A 17496-nucleotide genomic window follows, 5' to 3' on the forward strand; every position below is an offset into this window, starting at 1 on the left:
CGCCGTGATTGCCGCGTCGACATTGGCACTCTCTCCGGCGCAAGCCGACATCGTCGTTCATATCGACAAATCATCGCAGCGCATGGCGGTCAGCGTCGACGGCGCAACGCGCTATAACTGGCCGGTGTCGACCGGTCGCCGCGGCTATGGCACGCGGATCGAGATCATCAACTGGCGTCGCAGCACGGCGTGAATCCGGTCGCGCCTTTACCGCGTGATAACCCTGTCACACGCTGGCAAACATTGATGCGCTTGCAGCGTTTTCGGCGCATTCCCTGTGCAGGCGGACGTTGGTTTACCCTTCCTTCACCACGCTCCGGCGCTTCCACGCCGCAAATCTGCGCGCAGCGACGCTTGCGCAGCACCAGTCCCTCGCGTTCGGCGTGAGCTCGCCTCCAAAGCGGGGCAGATACGGCTTCTCAGGCAGCGCAGCTATTCGCCGAGAGATACCAATTTTTCAGACACTTATCGCAGAAGTGTCGCCGAACTGGAATGCGCGTGGGGCGTGCGATACCGATGATGCGGCCGAAAAAGACCAAGAAGCCGAAGCAGGCCAAACTGTCCGGTCCTCGGGGCCGCCGGGTGAGGCCGATGCCGAAGATGTCCGGCAGTTCGCGCCGTACCGCCGTCGAGATCGGCGAACTGGTGCGCCAGCGCGCGCAGGCCGATGCCGCGATCGCCGAGGCCCGCAAGTCCAATGCGCGGCTGCGTGAGGCGATCGACATCCTGCCGCAAGGCATCGTGTTCCTGGACCCCGAAGGCCGCTACACCCTCTGGAACAAGAAATACTCGGAGATCTACAGACGCAGTTCCGACCTGTTCGAGCAGGGTGCGCGCCTGGAAGATACCATCCGGGTCGGCGTCGCGCGCGGCGACTATCCCGAGGCCGCCGGGCGCGAGGAAGAGTGGATCTCCGAGCGGCTCGAGAGGATGTACCGACCGGGCGAGCGCCACGAGCAGGTGCTGGCCGATGGCCGCGTGGTGCTGATCGAGGAGCGGCTGACCTCGGATGGCGGCATCGTCGGCCTGCGCGTCGACATCACGGAACTGAAGCAGCGCGAGGCGTCGTTCCGCCTGCTGTTCGACGGCAATCCGGTGCCGATGATCCTGTGCGCGCTCGACGGCGAAAAGATCCTCGCGGTCAACGACGCCGCGATCGCGCATTATGGCTACGTCCGCGCCGAATTCGAAAAGATGACGATCAAGAGCCTGCAGGCGTTCGATGCCGAGCTGCCCTGGGCCGCCGGCCGCAGCAGCGACGAGCAGGCGGCGCGGACCTGGAAGCATGTGCGCGCGGACGGCACGCTGATCGACCTGGCGATCTATTCGCGCCAGCTGATGCATGGCGACCAGCCGGCGATGCTGCTCGCGCTGATGGACATCACCGAACGCAAGCGCGCCGAGGCGCGGCTGGCCTTCATGGCCCAGCACGACAGCCTGACCGGCCTGCCGAACCGCAATCTGCTGCGCCAGCAGATGGAAGATATGCTGCAGCACACCCGCCGCTCGACCGACAAGGTCGCGGTGCTGATGCTCGGGCTCGACAATTTCAAGGCGGTCAACGACACGCTCGGCCACGGCATCGGCGACAAGCTGTTGCGCGGGGTCGCCAAGCGGCTGCGCTCGACGCTGCGCGAGGAAGACGCGCTGGCCCGGCTCAACTCCGATGAGTTCACCATCGTGCAGGGCGGCGTGATGCGGCCCGAGGACGCGGTGCTGCTGGCGCGGCGGATCCTGGATGCGATCGGCGAACCCTATCTGCTCGATGGCCATTCGGTGGTGGTTGGCGCCAGCATCGGGATCGCGATGTCGCCCGGCGATGGCGAGGATTCCGAGAAACTCTTGAAGAGCGCCGACATGGCGCTGTCGCGCGCCAAGAGCGAATTCCGCGGCACCTTCTCCTTCTTCGAGGCCGAGATGGATGCGCGCGCGCAGAGTCGCCGCAAGATCGAGATCGATCTGCGCGGCGCGATCCAGAATGAGGGCCTGCGGCCCCATTACCAGCCGTTGGTCGATCTCACCAGCGGACGCATCACCGGCTTCGAGGCCCTGGTGCGCTGGCCGCATCCGGAGCGCGGCATGATCTCGCCCGGCGAGTTCATCCCGGTGGCCGAGGAGACCGGCCTGATCAATCCGCTGGGCGCGCTGATGCTGCGTCGCGCCTGCATGGACGCGGCGCAATGGCCCGACGACGTCCGCGTCGCCGTCAATCTGTCGCCGCTGCAATTCCGCACCGGCAACCTGCTGGCGCTGGTCACCGACGCGCTGCGGCAATCCGGCCTGCCGGCGCGACGGCTCGAGCTCGAGATCACCGAGACGCTGCTGCTCGAGAAGAGCAGCCAGGTGCTGGCGACGCTGCATGCGCTGCGCGCGCTCGGGGTGCGGATGTCGATGGACGATTTCGGCACCGGCTATTCGAGCCTGAGCTATCTGCGCAGCTTTCCGTTCGACAAGATCAAGATCGACCAGTCGTTCGTGCGCGACCTCGGCGCGAACCCGGACGCGCAGGCGATCGTGCGTTCGATCGTCAGCCTCGGCGTGGGGCTTGGCGTCACCATCACCGCGGAGGGCGTCGAGACCGAGGCGGAGCTGAGCTGCCTGCGCGCCGAGGGCTGCCACGAGGGCCAGGGCTTCCTGTTCAGCCGCGCGCGGCCGAACACCGAGGTCATCAGCCTGCTGAAGGCGCAGCGGGTCGCCACGGCGCTGGTGGCGTAGCGAAGCCGCCGCCACCGCGTCATTGCGAGCCACCCGGTCGGCGCCGAGCGCCGCCGGATGACAGGCTCCGCGAAGCAATCCATCCAGGGCGTGTACTCACAAAGCCGGTACGCGCGTGCGCAGGAATAGCGAGGTCCTGGTTGCCCTCAAAAGCTGACGTCGACGATGCCTACGTGAATGTCTGCAATGGGCCATGTGTGGACGGCTCCGGGTTGGCAAGAAGAATCTTCACTTTGCGGCGTTGGTCGGAGCGGCCATGTGTTCGGCCTGTTTGCGCGGTTCACATGACCGCTGGCCATAATGCCCTCCGCGGATCAGGTCCCGGTCAAAAGCACGCATTCGAAGATGCCATGGCCCATGTGGGTTGTCCTGATCGCCGGATCGACCGGCGCTGCATTAAGTGCTGTTCGCCCTCCCAACCGTTACGTCACACCGGATGTCCGGTGTAATGTCGTCTCGTCACGCCGCGAGAGCGGCGGGTTCATTGTAACGTTCGTTTCTGGCCATCATTGCCCACGCCATTCTGGCGAGTTTGTTAGCGAGTGCGATGGCCGCGACCTTTGTGGGCCGCCGGGCCAACAATCGAGTGAGCCAGGGCCGGTGATCGGTGCCATGGATCTTGGCATAGCGGATCACGGCGAGCGCGCCAGCCGTGAACAGGCTGCGTAAATAGCGATCCCCTTGTTTGCTGATACCGCCAAGTTTGTCCTTGCCTCCGCTCGACTTCTGCTTCGGCACGAGCCCAACCCAGGCCGAGAAGTCTCGTCCCGATCGGAAAGCCTTGGGATCCGCAATGCTGGCGACCAATGCTGTGGCCAACGCCGGCCCGACACCGGGGATCGCGTCCAGCCGTTTGCTCGTCGTGCTTGATCGATGCCAGGCGATGATGCGTCGGTCGAACTCCAGGATTTGAGCCTTCAGCGCGCGCAATTGACTGCCGAGAGCAGCAAGACATGCACGGGCCACCTCGGGGAGCCGGTGGTCGGCTGTGTCGGCGACGACTTCTAGCAGTTGCTCCACACCCCTGCGCCCCACAGGGGCGACAATCCCGAACTCGGCAAGATAGGCGCGGATTGAATTGATGACGGCAGTCTGTTGGCGGATGAAGAGATGGCGCGCCCGGTGAAGCATCAGACAGCTCTGTTGCTCGACCGTCTTGGTCGGCACGAACCGCATGTTGGGTCTCGTGACCGCCTCGCAAATCGCTTCCGCGTCCGTGGCGTCGTTCTTCTGCCGCTTGACGTAGGGCTTCACATAGGCCGGCGGCATCAATCGCACCGTATGCCCTAACTCCTGCAGCTCGCGGGACCAATGGTGGGATGACGCGCAAGCCTCGATCCCCACCAGGCACGGCGGCAGCTTCTGGAAAAACGCCAGGACGTGGCGACGCCGCAACTGACGGCGTACGACCACTTGGCCCGCTGCATCAACGCCGTGTACTTGGAAGACCGACTTCGCAATATCCAGACCGATCGTCGAAATTGACTGCATAGGCTGCTCCTCCGAATCGTGGGAGCTTCAAACAGCGCCCACTCCTTGGCACTCTTGTGCCGGTGGAGGAGCCGTCCACAGCATCAACAGCGGAAGTCGCCGATCAGCCAAGATCACAAGATAAGGGAATGACCCAGCCTAATCTTCGGCGAACGAATCCAAAAGCGAACGAAACCGCTTCCTTATCTCGTCGGCCTGGTAGACGTATTTGCGACTGAAATCTAACGTGAGAACGCCCCATCCGGCTCCGGTCTGATCCGCAATCGTGCAGTCGGGTCTTTTGACCGTGACCTTCTCGCAAGCGAAAATCAAAGGGCCTTCAGGCGTATCCTTTAAGAACAGATCAGAATCAGCCTCACATAGTTGATATCCTGACTCGACCATACGAAATGCGCCCGAGCCTTTCTCCTCGCACCGACGATTCCACAGAAGCCTCCGTTCAGACCAGTTCAGTTCCTCCTGCCCGCCACGGATCCTTGCATTCACCTGATCTCCGTATCCGCCGTAGAACGGGCTCTTTGCGAACCTTCCAGCGTTATTGGCCGTTCTGGGCTCCAGATTGGGAAGCAGAACGTAAATTTCGAACGTAGTCTCTTTTGGATCAGCACTTGATTGGTCCAGATCCACCAAATAGTTGCGAGGAATCTTGTAGGTCTTGCCGGCAAAAGCGATCGGAATCGTCCTCCTATCGAGCGACGAGATAATTTTGCCAGAGTTCCTCGCGAGAGGCATGCCTTTGCAGCTTCTCCGCAAAGGACTCGTGCTTCAACAGCGGGTCGGCAGGTTGATAAAACACCTTGTAGCTCAGGAAGGAGCCTGCGATCAGCGCAATCGCAACGGCGCCACAGACAAGCCACTTCCTCCGGTCGGAAGTTTTTGCGCCGGAGGAGATGCTGGTTGTGTAATATTGCCTTCGTCCAAACTCAGCCATGTCCCCAGTCCGCTTGCCGATCCTGGCACCCTCTTTTGGGTTGCTGAATTTTCGGTGAACGGGAGCAACTTATCGGCTCGTTCCAAAAGAAAGACTTGCCGAGCAAATCGAACTTTATCAATTGCGATGTCGGTTCCGTAACTGGACGCGATGCTGACGACGTCAGCTAATGGGATGGTCCGGCCGTGCTCCTGCCCTGCCAGCAAGCGAAGCTGGCAAGGGGCGCCAAAGACAAGGAGCACGCCATGTCTGAGACACCCAATACCGCACTCGCCGTGATCGGCATCGATATCGGTAAGAACTCGTTCCACGTCGTGGGCCACGATGCGCGCGGCGCCATCGTGCTACGGCAAAAGTGGTCGCGTGGCCAAGTGGAAGCGCGGCTCGCCAACTTACCGCCCTGCCTGGTCGGCATGGAGGCCTGCGTCGGCGCACATCACCTGAGCCGCAAGCTCGCATCGCTTGGTCACGATGCCAGGTTGATGCCGGCCAAATATGTTCGCCCCTACAGCAAGGGACAGAAGAACGACTTCAACGATGCCGAAGCGATTGCCGAAGCCGTGCAGCGTCCGACGATGAAGTTCGTGGCGACCAAGACCGCGGAGCAACTCGATCTGCAGGCGCTGCATCGGGTGCGCGAGCGGCTGGTGTCGCAACGCACTGGCATCATCAACCAGATTCGCGCTTTTATGCTGGAACGCGGGATCGCCGTGCGCCAGGGTATCGGCTTCCTGCGCACGGAACTGCCCACCATCCTTGCGACGCGCACCGATGCCCTGTCGCCACGCATGTTGCGCGTCATCGAGGAGCTGGCAGGCGACTGGCGCCGGCTGGATCAGCGCATCGATGGCCTATCCGGCGAGATCGAAGCACTGGCCCGTCAAGATCAGGCATGTTCGCGCCTGATGACGGTGCCCGGCATCGGGCCGATCATCTCCAGCGCCATGGTGGCTGCGATCGGCACTGGAGACGTATTCTCCAAAGGCCGCGACTTCGGCGCCTGGCTCGGACTGGTGCCCAAGCAGATCTCGACCGGAGACCGCACCATCCTCGGCAAAATCTCCAGACGCGGCAATCGCTACCTGCGCGTTCTGTTCGTGCAGGCGGCATGGGTTGTGCTGGTCAGGATAAAGGACTGGGAACGTTACGGGCTCAAATCCTGGATCGAAGCCGCCAAAAGGCGGTTGCACCACAACGTTCTGGCGATCGCGCTCGCCAACAAGCTTGCCCGGATCGCCTGGGCGGTGCTGGCTAAGGGACGCGCCTTCGAGCTGACGAGGACCGACGAGACAAGCGTCCGACCCGCCTGATCCTCGCGCCGTGCTCGGCTCGGTCAAGGCGCAGCCTGGCGACGCCAGAGCCCGCCGCAAGTCAGGCGCGACGGCCGGCCTTGACCGCCCCTGCGCGCGACGCGATCGACGTTCTGCAAGGTCGGGACGAAGGAACGGCCCCTGGCTCGAACAAAGGAACTCAGCAATTTGAGGAGCAAGCGATGACGTAACCTATCAACAGCTTCCAGCCGAGGTCTGCGAGAGGATGAGACGAGATGGAGGTTCGGTCTTCCGAGCGCGTGCGAACACTGGTGACCCGAATGGCCCGATCGAGGCCTGTCCGCTAACGAGAACGTACGCGCGCTGATATCCATGATGGCCCGGAGCACCACACGCTCCGATCAGAGGCCGGATACATTGATGCAAGACCGCTCATCGCCAGCTCGACCAAATCTTCTTGCAACGCGCGGCCGGACCATACATTCGGGTCACAAGGCGACATCCCCGCGGTCTAGACCGCGTGTCCGCGTAACCCTCGAAAGCGGGCATCCCGGAATGATGAATACGCGCCCTGGCCTCACGCGCGGCTAGATGGATTGCTTCGTCGCTTCGCTCCTCGCAATGACGTGGAGCTAGGCTCCGCTATCTGTCGTCCGTTTCTTCAAATGATAGGTCAGCGCCAGCGCCACGCAGTGGCGCAGCGCCGCCTCCGGGAGCTTGCCCGCGACATCGAGCAGGATCGCGCGGTTGCCGCTGTAGCTCAGCTCGGGATAGAGCTCGCGGAAGGTCTCGACCAGATTGGTCTGGCAGTGGAAGTAGACCGCGACCTGGTCGGCGGCCGGCTTCACCTGATCGATCCGGACCGTGCTGCCGCTGCCGGTCTCCGGCGTGAGGTAGCTCGGCTGGCCCCATTTCAGCGTCTCTTCCAGCGCGCCGACGCCCCTGGTTGCCTTTGCGGTGTCGAAGATCAGCCGCCGCAGCGCCAGCAGCTTGGCCTTGACGGGGGCAGGGTATGCGTCGAACAGCGCGGCTGCGCCTTTCGGCTGCGGTCGTCGTGCAGCCTTGCTGGTCGATGTTGCCGGCTTGCGCATGCAGGGCTCCGCGAGGACGACGTCTCGCGTCAATCTACCATACCGCCTTGAACGTCATATGGCCCGCCGCTCAGGCCGCGTTGCGCAGGCCGGCGAGGAACGTGTCGACGCTGTGCGACAGCGCGGAGGCGTGATCGCCGAGCTGGCTGGACGTATCCAGCACATTGCCGGTGAGGGCGCGGGACTGGCCGGCGGCTTCGCTGGCGCCCGCGATATTGGCGGAGACCTCGACGGTGCCGGAAGATGCCTGCTGCACGCTGCGGGCGATCTCCCGCGTCGCCGAGTCCTGCTGCTCGACGGCGGCCGCGATCGCGGTGGCGATGCCCGAAATCTCGCGGATGGTGCCGCTGATGTCGCCGATCGCGCTGACGCAGTTGCCGGTGGCGGACTGGATCGCGCCGACCTGGCCGGCAATCTCCTCGGTCGCCTTTGCGGTCTGGCTCGCCAGCCCCTTCACCTCGGCGGCGACCACGGCAAAGCCGCGGCCGGCTTCGCCGGCGCGCGCCGCCTCGATGGTGGCGTTGAGCGCCAGCAGATTGGTCTGGCTCGCGATCGCGCTGATCAGGCGCAGCACGTCGCCGATCTTCTCCGCGGAGGCGGCGAGGCTCGTCACCATCTCCGTGGTCTCCGTCGCCTTGGCCACGGCGTTGTCGGCGACGCGGCTGGAATGGCTGACCTGGCGGCCGATCTCGGTGATCGAGGAGGCCAGCTCTTCGGTGGCGGCTGCGACCGCATTGACGCTGGCCGACGCCTCCTCGGACGCTGTGGCTGCCGCTGCGGTCCGTTCGGAGGTGCCGTTGACGCTGGTGGTGATCTCGCTGGCGACGCGCTGCATGGCGCTCGACGACTGTGCGACGGCGGCGACCATGCCCTTGACGTCGGCTTCGAAGCGGTCGGCCATCTGCCGCTGCAGCGCCTGCTTGTCGGCCGCAGCCTTCACCTTGTCGGCCTCCTGTGCATCGCGCAGCGAGGAGGTTTCGAGCATGCCGCGGCGGAACAATTCGACCGCCTTGGCCATCGTGCCGAGCTCGTCGCGCCGCTCGCTGCCGGGGATCGTGACGCTGGTGTCGCCGCTGGACAGCCGGTTCATCACCGCGGTGATCGCGGCGAGCGGCCGTGACAGGCCGCGGCCGAGCAGAAACGCCAGCAACACGGCCGCGGCCAGGATCGCGATGGTGCCGAGGATCAGATTGCGCTGCGCGCTCGCCGCGGCGGCTTCATAATCGCTGGTGTCCTTGATGATCTCGAGTACGGCGACCGGTTCGCCGGCATAATTCCTGATCTGCCCGAGATAGAGCTCCACCGCATGGCCGTCGAGCTTCGCATCGCGCAGCAGCGCCGTCCCGTTCATCACGCTCTTGAGCTCGTCCGGAGTCGCGACCACGGTGTCGCCGAAGGTCGAGGACAGCCGCTTGAAGCTCTGGCCGTCGAACGAATGCACGGCGAGGTCGATGCCGAAGCGCTTCTTGGCGCGGTCGACGAATTCCTTGCCGAAGGCGGCGCCGACGTCGACATTGGCCAGTGTCTTGCCGTCATGCATGACCGGGGTCATGCCGAAGATCGAAAGCGCCTCGCGGCCGGGCTCGACGCCGACGATCGGCTTGCCGGCCTTGATCGATTCCACCACCGTCGTGCGCCGCGTGGAGGCATCGTCGCCGAACAGTTTTGGCGCGTGGACCCGGTAGAAGCTGGTTGCCGGGGCCTGCCAGAACGAGATCAGCGGGATGCCTTGCGCCTTCATCGCGGCCCAGGGGGCGCCGAGCAGCTTGCCGAGGCCGTCGCGGTCGCCTCTGGCGATGGCCTCTTCGACCGGCGGCAGGGCGGCGATCACGGCCGAGACCGCAAGCGCGGCGCGACCTTCGTATTCGATCGCTGCAATCACGCTGTCATATTGCAGCTTGAGCTGCTGATCGAACGCGAGCCGCGTCAGCGTGCGCTGCTGGCTGATGCAGAAGCTGCCGAGGATGGCGCAGGCGACTGCAACGGTCAGCGAAATCGCCAGGATCAGGCGGGCGGCAATCGATCGAAGCTTGAACATGGTACCAGCGGAACTCCAGGCATTAGCGCCGGCCGCAAAGTCTCAGAAAAAGCTTAACAACCGGGTGTTGTTGCCGCCGGTATTCGTACCGCGATCATTGCGGGCGGTGCGACTTTCGTACTGTCCGGCTAAAGCGCAATGAGATTGGGTTGAAGCAGTCGGACCGCAGACTCGCTTCGCCTCTCCCGCTTGCGGGGGCGGTCGAGACCAGCGAAGCTCGCTCTTAGGCCGACGCGCCCCGAGCGACGCGGAGCGTCGTCCGGAGCGCGGCGGGTGGGGCTCTCTCCACGATGGCATTCGCGGCGCTACCCCCAACCCCAGCCCTCCACGAGCGAGAGAGGAGCGCATCGTCCTCGCTGTCGTTAGGGCGCGTACTCATAAACGCCAGCGGGCCGATGTCCGCTTCCGGAGAATAAGCAGACATCGCGAAGCCACCTTGAAATCGGTCGAGAATGACCCAAAGCAGCCATGGGACTTGTCGCGCGTGCGACTAAATTGCCGGTTGCGGCTCAGGGAACCTCCACTTGCCGCTCAGGATTTCGGCACGCGGGCGATAGAGCCGTACCGTGTAGTTCCAGCCCTTCATGACCGGCAGACAGTTCGGGATCTTGCCGTCGCAGCCGCCGAACTGGATGGTGATCGAGCCATCGGCGTTTTTCTTGCCCGTAATGCTGTTGATCGAATAGGCGTCGTAGGGGTTCTTATCATAGTAACCCTCGGCGTTGTAGAGGCTTACCGACCAGAAGCCGTTGACCGGCACGTCTTTGACGTCGAGCCTATAAACCGTCGCCCCGTCATTCTTGGTAGGTGTGATGTTGAGATAGGTCGCGTCCTTAACGGGATTGCCGCCCCAACCCAACGCTGTTCCGATCAGATGCCGTATCGGATCGACTTCGGCCTTGGAGCCGAACGCCTTCTTGAAATCCGGTATGGTCGAACCCAGCGCCAGCAGCGCATCACGCACTTTCTTCTGGCTGACGTGATCCCAATTGGGCGTTTCGAACTTCCCGGCGCTCTTCTGGCTGACCTTGATCATGTCCTGAAGCGCATGGACTTCTTCAACGTCCTTCGGGTTCGCCGGATCGACCAGGGTACGCACAGCAGCGGCCATGTATCGTGTACCGATCTTTTCTCTCGTGAACGTGTGCGGCCCAACATCATAAGTCACCGAAGGTGCGTAATGGTCCTCGTTGATGACCATCAGCGACATGAAACGTTTACCTGCGTTCGGCATTGTGATGGTGACCGGTCCGGCATCGAGATCGAAAACGGCTGACGAATAGAGCGTATCCCGGTTGAGGCGGATCACGGTCTGATTGTCGATCCCTGCGGGCTCACGGCGATGCAGGAATTTTCCGATCGCTCCACTGTCCTTCAGGATGCCGCCAAAATACAGGTCGCTCTCGGCGCGTACGAAGCTATCAACGGTGACCGGGATCGGTAGGCCGCTTGCGGATGGTTGCGCTGTGGTCTGCGCCTGAGCCTCATTGATTGTAGTTAATCCAAAAGCCAGCGCGAAAAGGGTGAGCGAGGTTTTCATGTCAATTTCCCTCAGTTCACTCGCTGCAAGGAGGGAGCCTTCCATTTCCCGTCTAGAGCTGCGGGCTTGGGCCAATACAGGCGCATGACCGGAAAAAACGGACCTCTCGGAGCTGGTAGCCAATTCGCTTCCTTGTCCACACCCGGCGACGCATTCTGTACGTACAGAGTGATCCCGCCATCAGGGTCCCGTTTGAGGCTCGGCAACATCGTTGAATTTATCAGATAGCGGTTGAGCGAGTTGGCATATAGCAGGCTTGCGGGCAACTCGTACATCGTGAGCGACCAGAACGAATTTACTGGCGGCAACTTTCCCGGCGCAAAGCGAAGGATGTAACGGTTTGCACCGTCCAGCTTCTGCTTGTCGGCGTCGATGAAATAGGCGGGGTAGATCGCCTCATCCTTCGAGTTACCGTAGATACCAAGCACCGCGGCGGCGAACCGCGCCAAGTAATCGCCTTTCAAGAAGGCCCTGGTACCAAAGCCGTCAGCGCTCGTCCTCTTGCCGGTGTCGAGCTCGGTTTCCTTGTAATCCTTGAACGCGGCCCAAGCATCAGCCATGCCATCTTGCAACGCCTTCTGCATCTCGGGCGAGAGTGAATTGGCGTCAAACGACTTGCCCGCGCCAACACCAATTCTGGCGAACCGCAACATAAGCGTGTTCTCAACGGGATTGGTCGGACAGAATTGCAGAATGAAGTTTAGCTCGTTGAAGAATTGAAGCGACGTCCGCTCTTGTTCGACGTTTAGCGGTTTCATGAAATCGACTGGGGATGGGCTCCGGGGCGCTGGCTTGCCGAGATACTCCGAGAGTGTCTGCACTTTATAACCTGCTTGTATCTTCTTGACGTTCTCAATGTCGCTTGGATCGAAAAGCTGGGTCCGATAGAGCACGAAGGCGAACTCGGTTTCCGACCGGATCACCGATTTGATGCTCTTGGGCTTCTCGCCCTTCCACTTCGGGCCAGCAAGCAGATAGCTCCCGGCTCCATTGCCAGTGGCACGGCTGCCAACGTAAGCGAAATTGAATGTGTACATGTCGATAAACTGAAGCGAATAGTAGCGACCCTTCTCGACTGCGGGCACTGTTAAGACAATTGGCTCCGCGCGCAAATCCGCCCCGACATATGAGTATGGGGTGTCTGAGTTAGGGGTTTGGATTGCCTTGTCGTCAGGCGTATAGACACGGGCGTTATTGAATATCTGGTTCCACGGTGCCTTGAACTCCGGACTGTTCCGGTCTGCGAAATACGAATACTGGATGCGATAGCTGTCCACGAGCGGGAAGCCGTAAATGGTGGCCTCCTTGGCGATGGCACGAGCTTCGGTTGCAGACTGCGCGGATGCGGGGGCAGTTATCAGCGCCACGAAGATTGCAGTAAGGAGTGCTCTTCGCATTTTGGCCGTTTCCATTTTTTTGCAACTTGGGCCAAAATGTTCGCTCGCAATCTCCGCTGAGGCAAGTCCGTTTTTGATGCTGTGGACGGCTCCTCCACCGGCACAAGAGTGCCAAGGAGTGGGCGCTGTTTGAAGCTCCCACGATTCGGAGGAGCAGCCTATGCAGTCAATTTCGACGATCGGTCTGGATATTGCGAAGTCGGTCTTCCAAGTACACGGCGTTGATGCAGCGGGCCAAGTGGTCGTACGCCGTCAGTTGCGGCGTCGCCACGTCCTGGCGTTTTTCCAGAAGCTGCCGCCGTGCCTGGTGGGGATCGAGGCTTGCGCGTCATCCCACCATTGGTCCCGCGAGCTGCAGGAGTTAGGGCATACGGTGCGATTGATGCCGCCGGCCTATGTGAAGCCCTACGTCAAGCGGCAGAAGAACGACGCCACGGACGCGGAAGCGATTTGCGAGGCGGTCACGAGACCCAACATGCGGTTCGTGCCGACCAAGACGGTCGAGCAACAGAGCTGTCTGATGCTTCACCGGGCGCGCCATCTCTTCATCCGCCAACAGACTGCCGTCATCAATTCAATCCGCGCCTATCTTGCCGAGTTCGGGATTGTCGCCCCTGTGGGGCGCAGGGGTGTGGAGCAACTGCTAGAAGTCGTCGCCGACACAGCCGACCACCGGCTCCCCGAGGTGGCCCGTGCATGTCTTGCTGCTCTCGGCAGTCAATTGCGCGCGCTGAAGGCTCAAATCCTGGAGTTCGACCGACGCATCATCGCCTGGCATCGATCAAGCACGACGAGCAAACGGCTGGACGCGATCCCCGGTGTCGGGCCGGCGTTGGCCACAGCATTGGTCGCCAGCATTGCGGATCCCAAGGCTTTCCGATCGGGACGAGACTTCTCGGCCTGGGTTGGGCTCGTGCCGAAGCAGAAGTCGAGCGGAGGCAAGGACAAACTTGGCGGTATCAGCAAACAAGGGGATCGCTATTTACGCAGCCTGTTCACGGCTGGCGCGCTCGCCGTGATCCGCTATGCCAAGATCCATGGCACCGATCACCGGCCCTGGCTCACTCGATTGTTGGCCCGGCGGCCCACAAAGGTCGCGGCCATCGCACTCGCTAACAAACTCGCCAGAATGGCGTGGGCAATGATGGCCAGAAACGAACGTTACAATGAACCCGCCGCTCTCGCGGCGTGACGAGACGACATTACACCGGACATCCGGTGTGACGTAACGGTTGGGAGGGCGAACAGCACTTAATGCAGCGCCGGTCGATCCGGCGATCAGGACAACCCACATGGGCCATGGCATCTTCGAATGCGTGCTTTTGACCGGGACCTGATCCGCGGAGGGCATTATGGCCAGCGGTCATGTGAACCGCGCAAACAGGCCGAACACATGGCCGCTCCGACCAACGCCGCAAAGTGAAGATTCTTCTTGCCAACCCGGAGCCGTCCACACATGGCCCGTAGCTGACGGTCTGAATGACCTTCGAGAACATCGGCTCTCCGAAGTGAACCGGAAGTCTCTGGGTTCGGTCGCGATCGACGGCTTTTGATCCAAAGCGGGCGTCCTTCTCAATGCGGCTAGCCGCAATCAGTCCCTCGCGGTTTGAGCGTGAACAAGCCTCGAACATTGACCCCTCTATCGTTCGTGGGATCAATTCTTTGACGCGTAGATCGGCCTTGAGACCCCGCGCCGATCACCGTAGAGTTGAAGGCCTGCAAACCGGCGACGAGTTGCGAGCTCAGCGTAGGGAAATCACAGCGTCTAAAACTGAGAATAGCTCTTCCTATTGGCCCCTCGCATAGGTGACATCGTCATGAGCATGGGTTTAGACCGCAAACCGCAGGTACGCCGGACGACGCCGCCGTCGGAAAGTGTCGTTGCGAGCTGGTACGAGAACGCCAGTTTACTCGATAGCTACAGCATCGACTTGAGTGCATCGGAACAGCCGAGCATGCGCGAGCTGGCGACGCGGACACTCGTCAATCCACCCGCGTGGCAAAAGGCGTTGATCGCGCTGCGCGACGCCATGGTTACGCCCTTTGGCATCAAAACCTCCGATACGGTCAGGACGTTCCCCGACAGCCATGAACGGGTGGATTTCTTCCCGGTGCACTGGGAGGGCAAGGACGAAATCGTGCTCGGTACGGATGACCGACACCTGGACTTCCGGCTATCTTTGCTCCGACGCCATTGTCCCACAGGCACGTTGCTCATCGCGACAACCGTTGTGCATACCCACAATGCCCTGGGCTTCACCTATCTCAACGCGATCAGGCCTTTTCATCACCTCGTGGTCAGGGCCAACCTGGCACGCTGTGCACAAACACAACTGCAGTAGAGCTGCATGGCGGATTGATGAGTGCACGCCCTGGTTCAATCTGACGTTATCGCGCTTTAGCGCGCCGTTGGCGGAGCGGAGAGATTGCCCGACAGGATCGCCTTGCCGGCGTCCTCATACTGGGTGTCGCGGGCCTGGATCTGCTGCGCGATCGCATGCATGTCGCGAAACCGCCGCTCGAACGGATTCTTCGCAAACACCGCCGTTGCCCCCGACATGTGATAGGCGATGTCGACCACGGCGGCCGACTGGTGGATGATCCAGGTCGAGGCGATCCGGATCGCGATGCGATGTGCCTCGCTGATCGGATCGCCGCGGGCGAGATCGCTCCAGACGTCGTGGGCCGTCGCGTACAGATAGGCGCGCGCGGCGCGCAGGCTCGCCTCGGTGCGGCCGATCTGGCCCTGCACGGCGTTGTTGTCGCGCATAGCCTTGAGGCCTTGCGGGGTCTTAGCCCGCGCAAGCTCGGTCGCCGCATCCAGCATGGCGCGCGCGACGCCGAGCGAGGTGGCGGCAAAGCCCATGCTGAACACCATGTTGGTGGAGAGCTTGTACAGCGGCCCCGGCTCGCGGCACGCGGCCGGGTCGTCGCGCAACGCGGCGAACTTTTCCGGAATGAAGAGGTTGTCGACCGAATAGGAATCGGTGCCGGTGCCCTTCAGGCCGATCACGTCCCAGACGTCGTACATCACAGCCTGCGACACCGGAAACAGGATGGTGCGGATTTCCGGCGAGCCGTCGGCCTTCTTGCGCGGTGAGCCGTCGGCCTCGACGACGCGGACATGGGCGCCGAGCCAGCTCGCCTGCCGCGAGCCGGAGGCGAAATCCCAGCGCGCACTGGCGCGGTAGCCGCCGGGCTCGGCGCGCACCTCATGGGCGATCGCGCCCCAGGCCAGGATGCCGGGCGCGGTGTTGAAGATCGCGTTGGCGGCATCGGGCTCGAGATAGGCCGCGGTCATGGCGCAGACGCTGCACTGGCCGAGGCACCAGGCGGTCGAGGCGTCGGCCTTGGCGATCTCCTCCTGCATCTGCATGAAGGCGTCCAGCGTCGCCTCGGCGCCGCCGAAGCGCTTCGGCAGCAGCGCGCGATAGAGCCCGTTCTCGACCAGCGCCGCGGTGACGGAAGGCGTCAGCCGCCGCGTCCGTTCGATCTCGTCGGCTTCGCTCATGATCAGCGGCGCCAGCGCGCGCGCCCGCTCGACAAGGTCTACTCCCTGCGGCTTGTTCATGCGTGTCCTCGGCGCCCCTTCTGACGTTCTTGTTGGGCGGGGCAGGCGATGGTGGCCCATCCGGCAGGAGAGGGCAAGGCGGGGCGGCGCTGGCGCAGATCAGCTATCCATCGCGGCCGCGCGGGATCGACCCATGCATCCGCGCTCAGGCGGCGGCGCGGCCGAGATCGAGCGACGGCTGGCGCTTGGTGGAGAAACTCAGCGCCACCGCGACCGCCGCAAGGCCGATCGCAAAGGAACCGGCGTGCAGCCACGTGTAGCCGTGGAACGTGTCGAACACGTAACCGCCGGCCCATGGCCCGAGCGCCATGCCGAGGCTCGCAAAGGCCGACACGGCGCCGAACACGGTGCCCATGATGCGCGCGCCGAAGAATTCACGCACCAGCACGGCATAGAGCGGCATCACGCCGCCATAGGCGAGCCCGAACACCACCGACAGCGCGTAGAACTCGCCGAGCTGCGCCACTGCGAGATAGGTCGCGATCGACAGCGCCTGCACCAAGAGGCCGCCGACCAAAACCGGCTTGGCGCCGAGGCGGTCGGCCAGCACCCCGAGCAGCAGGCGTCCGCCGAGCCCGGAGAAGCCGGCGAGGCTGTAGACCGTGACCGCGGTGAGCGGCGCGATGCCGCACACCATGGCGTAGGACACCATGTGGAAGATCGGGCCCGAATGCGCCGCGCAGCAGGCGAAATGGGCCAACGCCAGCGTGATGAATTGCGGCGTGCGCAGCGCCTGCGCCACGGTCCATTCCGCTTGCGGTGGGTTCGCTGCGGTCGCAGTCGCGACGATCGATCCCTGCGGTGCCGGGCGCACCAGGAACGATGCGGGGATCAGCAGCGCCCATGCGGCGATGCCGATGACGAGCATCGCGAAGCGCCAGTCATAGGCGGTGATCAGCCAGCTGGCGGATGGTGCGACCGTCAGCGGCGATACACCCATGCCGGCCGATACCAGCGCGACGGCGAGGCTGCGATGCTTGTCGATCCAGGCGCTCGCGAGCGCCATCATCGGCGCATAGAAGCTGCCGGCGGCGATCCCGATCAGCACGCCGAAGCAGAGCTGGAATTGCCACAGGCTCTGCGCCTGGCTTGCCGTCACGAGGCCAAGCCCGAGCAGCAGGCTGCCCGCCAGCACCACGATGCGGGTGCCGAAGCGGTCGGACAGCGTGCCCCAGGCGAACGCCGCAAAACCCATGCAGAGGAAATCCAGCGTCGCGGCGGCCGATACGCCGGCACGCGACCAGCCCATCGCATCCGAGATCGGCTGCAGGAACACCGCGAGCGACAGCATGGTGCCGAAGCCGACGCAGGTCATCAGCGCGCCCGCGCCGACGACGACCCAGCCATAGTCGAACCGAGCGTCCTTGCTCATGCGTTTCCCCGGCGCTGTTGTTTGTTGTGGTCCGCGCAGGGAGGATCGTGGCCTATCCGAGGTCCGGCGGCAATATGAC

General features: G+C 62.9%; 14 protein-coding genes. 5 read left to right on the top strand and 9 right to left on the bottom strand.

What is annotated here, in order from left to right; all coding sequences use genetic code 11:
* Positions 1-4 precede the first annotated feature (4 nt).
* Together ACVWW1_RS34175 and ACVWW1_RS34180 are read left to right on the top strand one after the other, a co-directional pair.
* Entirely contained in the window at positions 5-193 is a 189-nt protein-coding gene (locus tag ACVWW1_RS34175) for a hypothetical protein (RefSeq protein WP_456658918.1), read from the top strand.
* 398 nt (positions 194-591) lie between these two features.
* A complete protein-coding gene (locus tag ACVWW1_RS34180; RefSeq protein ID WP_456658919.1) occupies positions 592-2715 on the top strand; it encodes a putative bifunctional diguanylate cyclase/phosphodiesterase in 2124 nt (707 codons plus the stop codon).
* 459 nt (positions 2716-3174) lie between these two features.
* Here the strand turns inward: ACVWW1_RS34180 and ACVWW1_RS34185 are convergent, their stop codons facing one another.
* The 3 genes from ACVWW1_RS34185 to ACVWW1_RS34195 form a co-directional block, all read right to left on the bottom strand.
* The gene (locus ACVWW1_RS34185; RefSeq protein WP_207836975.1) at positions 3175-4206 is read right to left on the bottom strand and encodes an IS110 family RNA-guided transposase; all 1032 of its coding nucleotides are present in this window, start codon (positions 4204-4206) and stop codon (positions 3175-3177) included.
* 138 nt (positions 4207-4344) lie between these two features.
* Positions 4345-4938 carry a hypothetical protein gene (locus ACVWW1_RS34190; protein WP_456658920.1) on the bottom strand — a complete coding sequence of 198 codons (594 nt, stop codon included), beginning with the start codon at positions 4936-4938 and terminating at the stop codon, positions 4345-4347.
* Positions 4892-5137 (bottom strand): hypothetical protein, encoded by a 246-nt coding sequence (locus tag ACVWW1_RS34195; RefSeq protein WP_456658921.1) that lies wholly within the window; start codon positions 5135-5137, stop codon positions 4892-4894. Before ACVWW1_RS34195 ends, ACVWW1_RS34190 begins: the two co-directional genes overlap by 47 nt.
* 245 nt (positions 5138-5382) lie before the next feature.
* Here ACVWW1_RS34195 and ACVWW1_RS34200 point away from each other — a divergent pair, with 245 nt between their 5' ends.
* On the top strand, positions 5383-6447 hold the full coding sequence (locus ACVWW1_RS34200) for an IS110 family RNA-guided transposase (protein WP_456655926.1): 1065 nt from the start codon (positions 5383-5385) through the stop codon (positions 6445-6447).
* A 593-nt stretch (positions 6448-7040) separates the two neighbouring features.
* On the opposite strand, the gene ACVWW1_RS34205 is transcribed toward ACVWW1_RS34200, so the two are convergent.
* The 4 genes from ACVWW1_RS34205 to ACVWW1_RS34220 form a co-directional block, all read right to left on the bottom strand.
* Positions 7041-7499, bottom strand: coding sequence for a DUF1801 domain-containing protein (locus tag ACVWW1_RS34205; protein ID WP_456658922.1), 459 nt, complete (start codon positions 7497-7499; stop codon positions 7041-7043).
* A gap of 70 nt (positions 7500-7569) precedes the next feature.
* Entirely contained in the window at positions 7570-9537 is a 1968-nt protein-coding gene (locus ACVWW1_RS34210; protein WP_456658923.1) for a methyl-accepting chemotaxis protein, read from the bottom strand.
* 490 nt (positions 9538-10027) lie between these two features.
* Positions 10028-11077: a DUF1254 domain-containing protein gene (locus ACVWW1_RS34215; protein WP_456658924.1), complete on the bottom strand. Its 1050-nt coding sequence runs from the start codon at positions 11075-11077 to the stop codon at positions 10028-10030.
* Positions 11078-11088: 11 nt separating this feature from the next.
* Positions 11089-12489: a DUF1254 domain-containing protein gene (locus ACVWW1_RS34220; protein ID WP_456658925.1), complete on the bottom strand. Its 1401-nt coding sequence runs from the start codon at positions 12487-12489 to the stop codon at positions 11089-11091.
* A 145-nt stretch (positions 12490-12634) separates the two neighbouring features.
* Here ACVWW1_RS34220 and ACVWW1_RS34225 point away from each other — a divergent pair, with 145 nt between their 5' ends.
* Complete coding sequence (locus ACVWW1_RS34225; RefSeq protein WP_207836975.1) at positions 12635-13666, top strand: IS110 family RNA-guided transposase; 1032 nt, start codon at positions 12635-12637, stop codon at positions 13664-13666.
* A 625-nt stretch (positions 13667-14291) separates the two neighbouring features.
* Positions 14292-14816, top strand: coding sequence for a DUF2867 domain-containing protein (locus ACVWW1_RS34230; protein ID WP_456658926.1), 525 nt, complete (start codon positions 14292-14294; stop codon positions 14814-14816).
* A 56-nt stretch (positions 14817-14872) separates the two neighbouring features.
* Here the strand turns inward: ACVWW1_RS34230 and ACVWW1_RS34235 are convergent, their stop codons facing one another.
* The gene (locus tag ACVWW1_RS34235) at positions 14873-16045 is read right to left on the bottom strand and encodes an acyl-CoA dehydrogenase family protein (protein ID WP_456658927.1); all 1173 of its coding nucleotides are present in this window, start codon (positions 16043-16045) and stop codon (positions 14873-14875) included.
* A gap of 145 nt (positions 16046-16190) precedes the next feature.
* Positions 16191-17417 (bottom strand): MFS transporter, encoded by a 1227-nt coding sequence (locus ACVWW1_RS34240; RefSeq protein ID WP_456658928.1) that lies wholly within the window; start codon positions 17415-17417, stop codon positions 16191-16193.
* Positions 17418-17496: the final 79 nt, after the last annotated feature.

The organism is Bradyrhizobium sp. JR3.5, assembly GCF_054057015.1.

What these genes read in the sequence shown, in the direction of transcription:
- ACVWW1_RS34180 (WP_456658919.1), top strand. Translation starts at nt 592, where the DNA reads ATGCCGAAGATGTCCGGCAGTTCGCGCCGTACCGCCGTCGAGATCGGC.
- ACVWW1_RS34185 (WP_207836975.1), bottom strand. Translation starts at nt 4,206, where the DNA reads ATGCAGTCAATTTCGACGATCGGTCTGGATATTGCGAAGTCGGTCTTC.
- ACVWW1_RS34190 (WP_456658920.1), bottom strand. Translation starts at nt 4,938, where the DNA reads ATGCCTCTCGCGAGGAACTCTGGCAAAATTATCTCGTCGCTCGATAGG.
- ACVWW1_RS34195 (WP_456658921.1), bottom strand. Translation starts at nt 5,137, where the DNA reads ATGGCTGAGTTTGGACGAAGGCAATATTACACAACCAGCATCTCCTCC.
- ACVWW1_RS34200 (WP_456655926.1), top strand. Translation starts at nt 5,383, where the DNA reads ATGTCTGAGACACCCAATACCGCACTCGCCGTGATCGGCATCGATATC.
- ACVWW1_RS34205 (WP_456658922.1), bottom strand. Translation starts at nt 7,499, where the DNA reads ATGCGCAAGCCGGCAACATCGACCAGCAAGGCTGCACGACGACCGCAG.
- ACVWW1_RS34210 (WP_456658923.1), bottom strand. Translation starts at nt 9,537, where the DNA reads ATGTTCAAGCTTCGATCGATTGCCGCCCGCCTGATCCTGGCGATTTCG.
- ACVWW1_RS34215 (WP_456658924.1), bottom strand. Translation starts at nt 11,077, where the DNA reads ATGAAAACCTCGCTCACCCTTTTCGCGCTGGCTTTTGGATTAACTACA.
- ACVWW1_RS34220 (WP_456658925.1), bottom strand. Translation starts at nt 12,489, where the DNA reads ATGGAAACGGCCAAAATGCGAAGAGCACTCCTTACTGCAATCTTCGTG.
- ACVWW1_RS34225 (WP_207836975.1), top strand. Translation starts at nt 12,635, where the DNA reads ATGCAGTCAATTTCGACGATCGGTCTGGATATTGCGAAGTCGGTCTTC.
- ACVWW1_RS34230 (WP_456658926.1), top strand. Translation starts at nt 14,292, where the DNA reads ATGAGCATGGGTTTAGACCGCAAACCGCAGGTACGCCGGACGACGCCG.
- ACVWW1_RS34235 (WP_456658927.1), bottom strand. Translation starts at nt 16,045, where the DNA reads ATGAACAAGCCGCAGGGAGTAGACCTTGTCGAGCGGGCGCGCGCGCTG.
- ACVWW1_RS34240 (WP_456658928.1), bottom strand. Translation starts at nt 17,417, where the DNA reads ATGAGCAAGGACGCTCGGTTCGACTATGGCTGGGTCGTCGTCGGCGCG.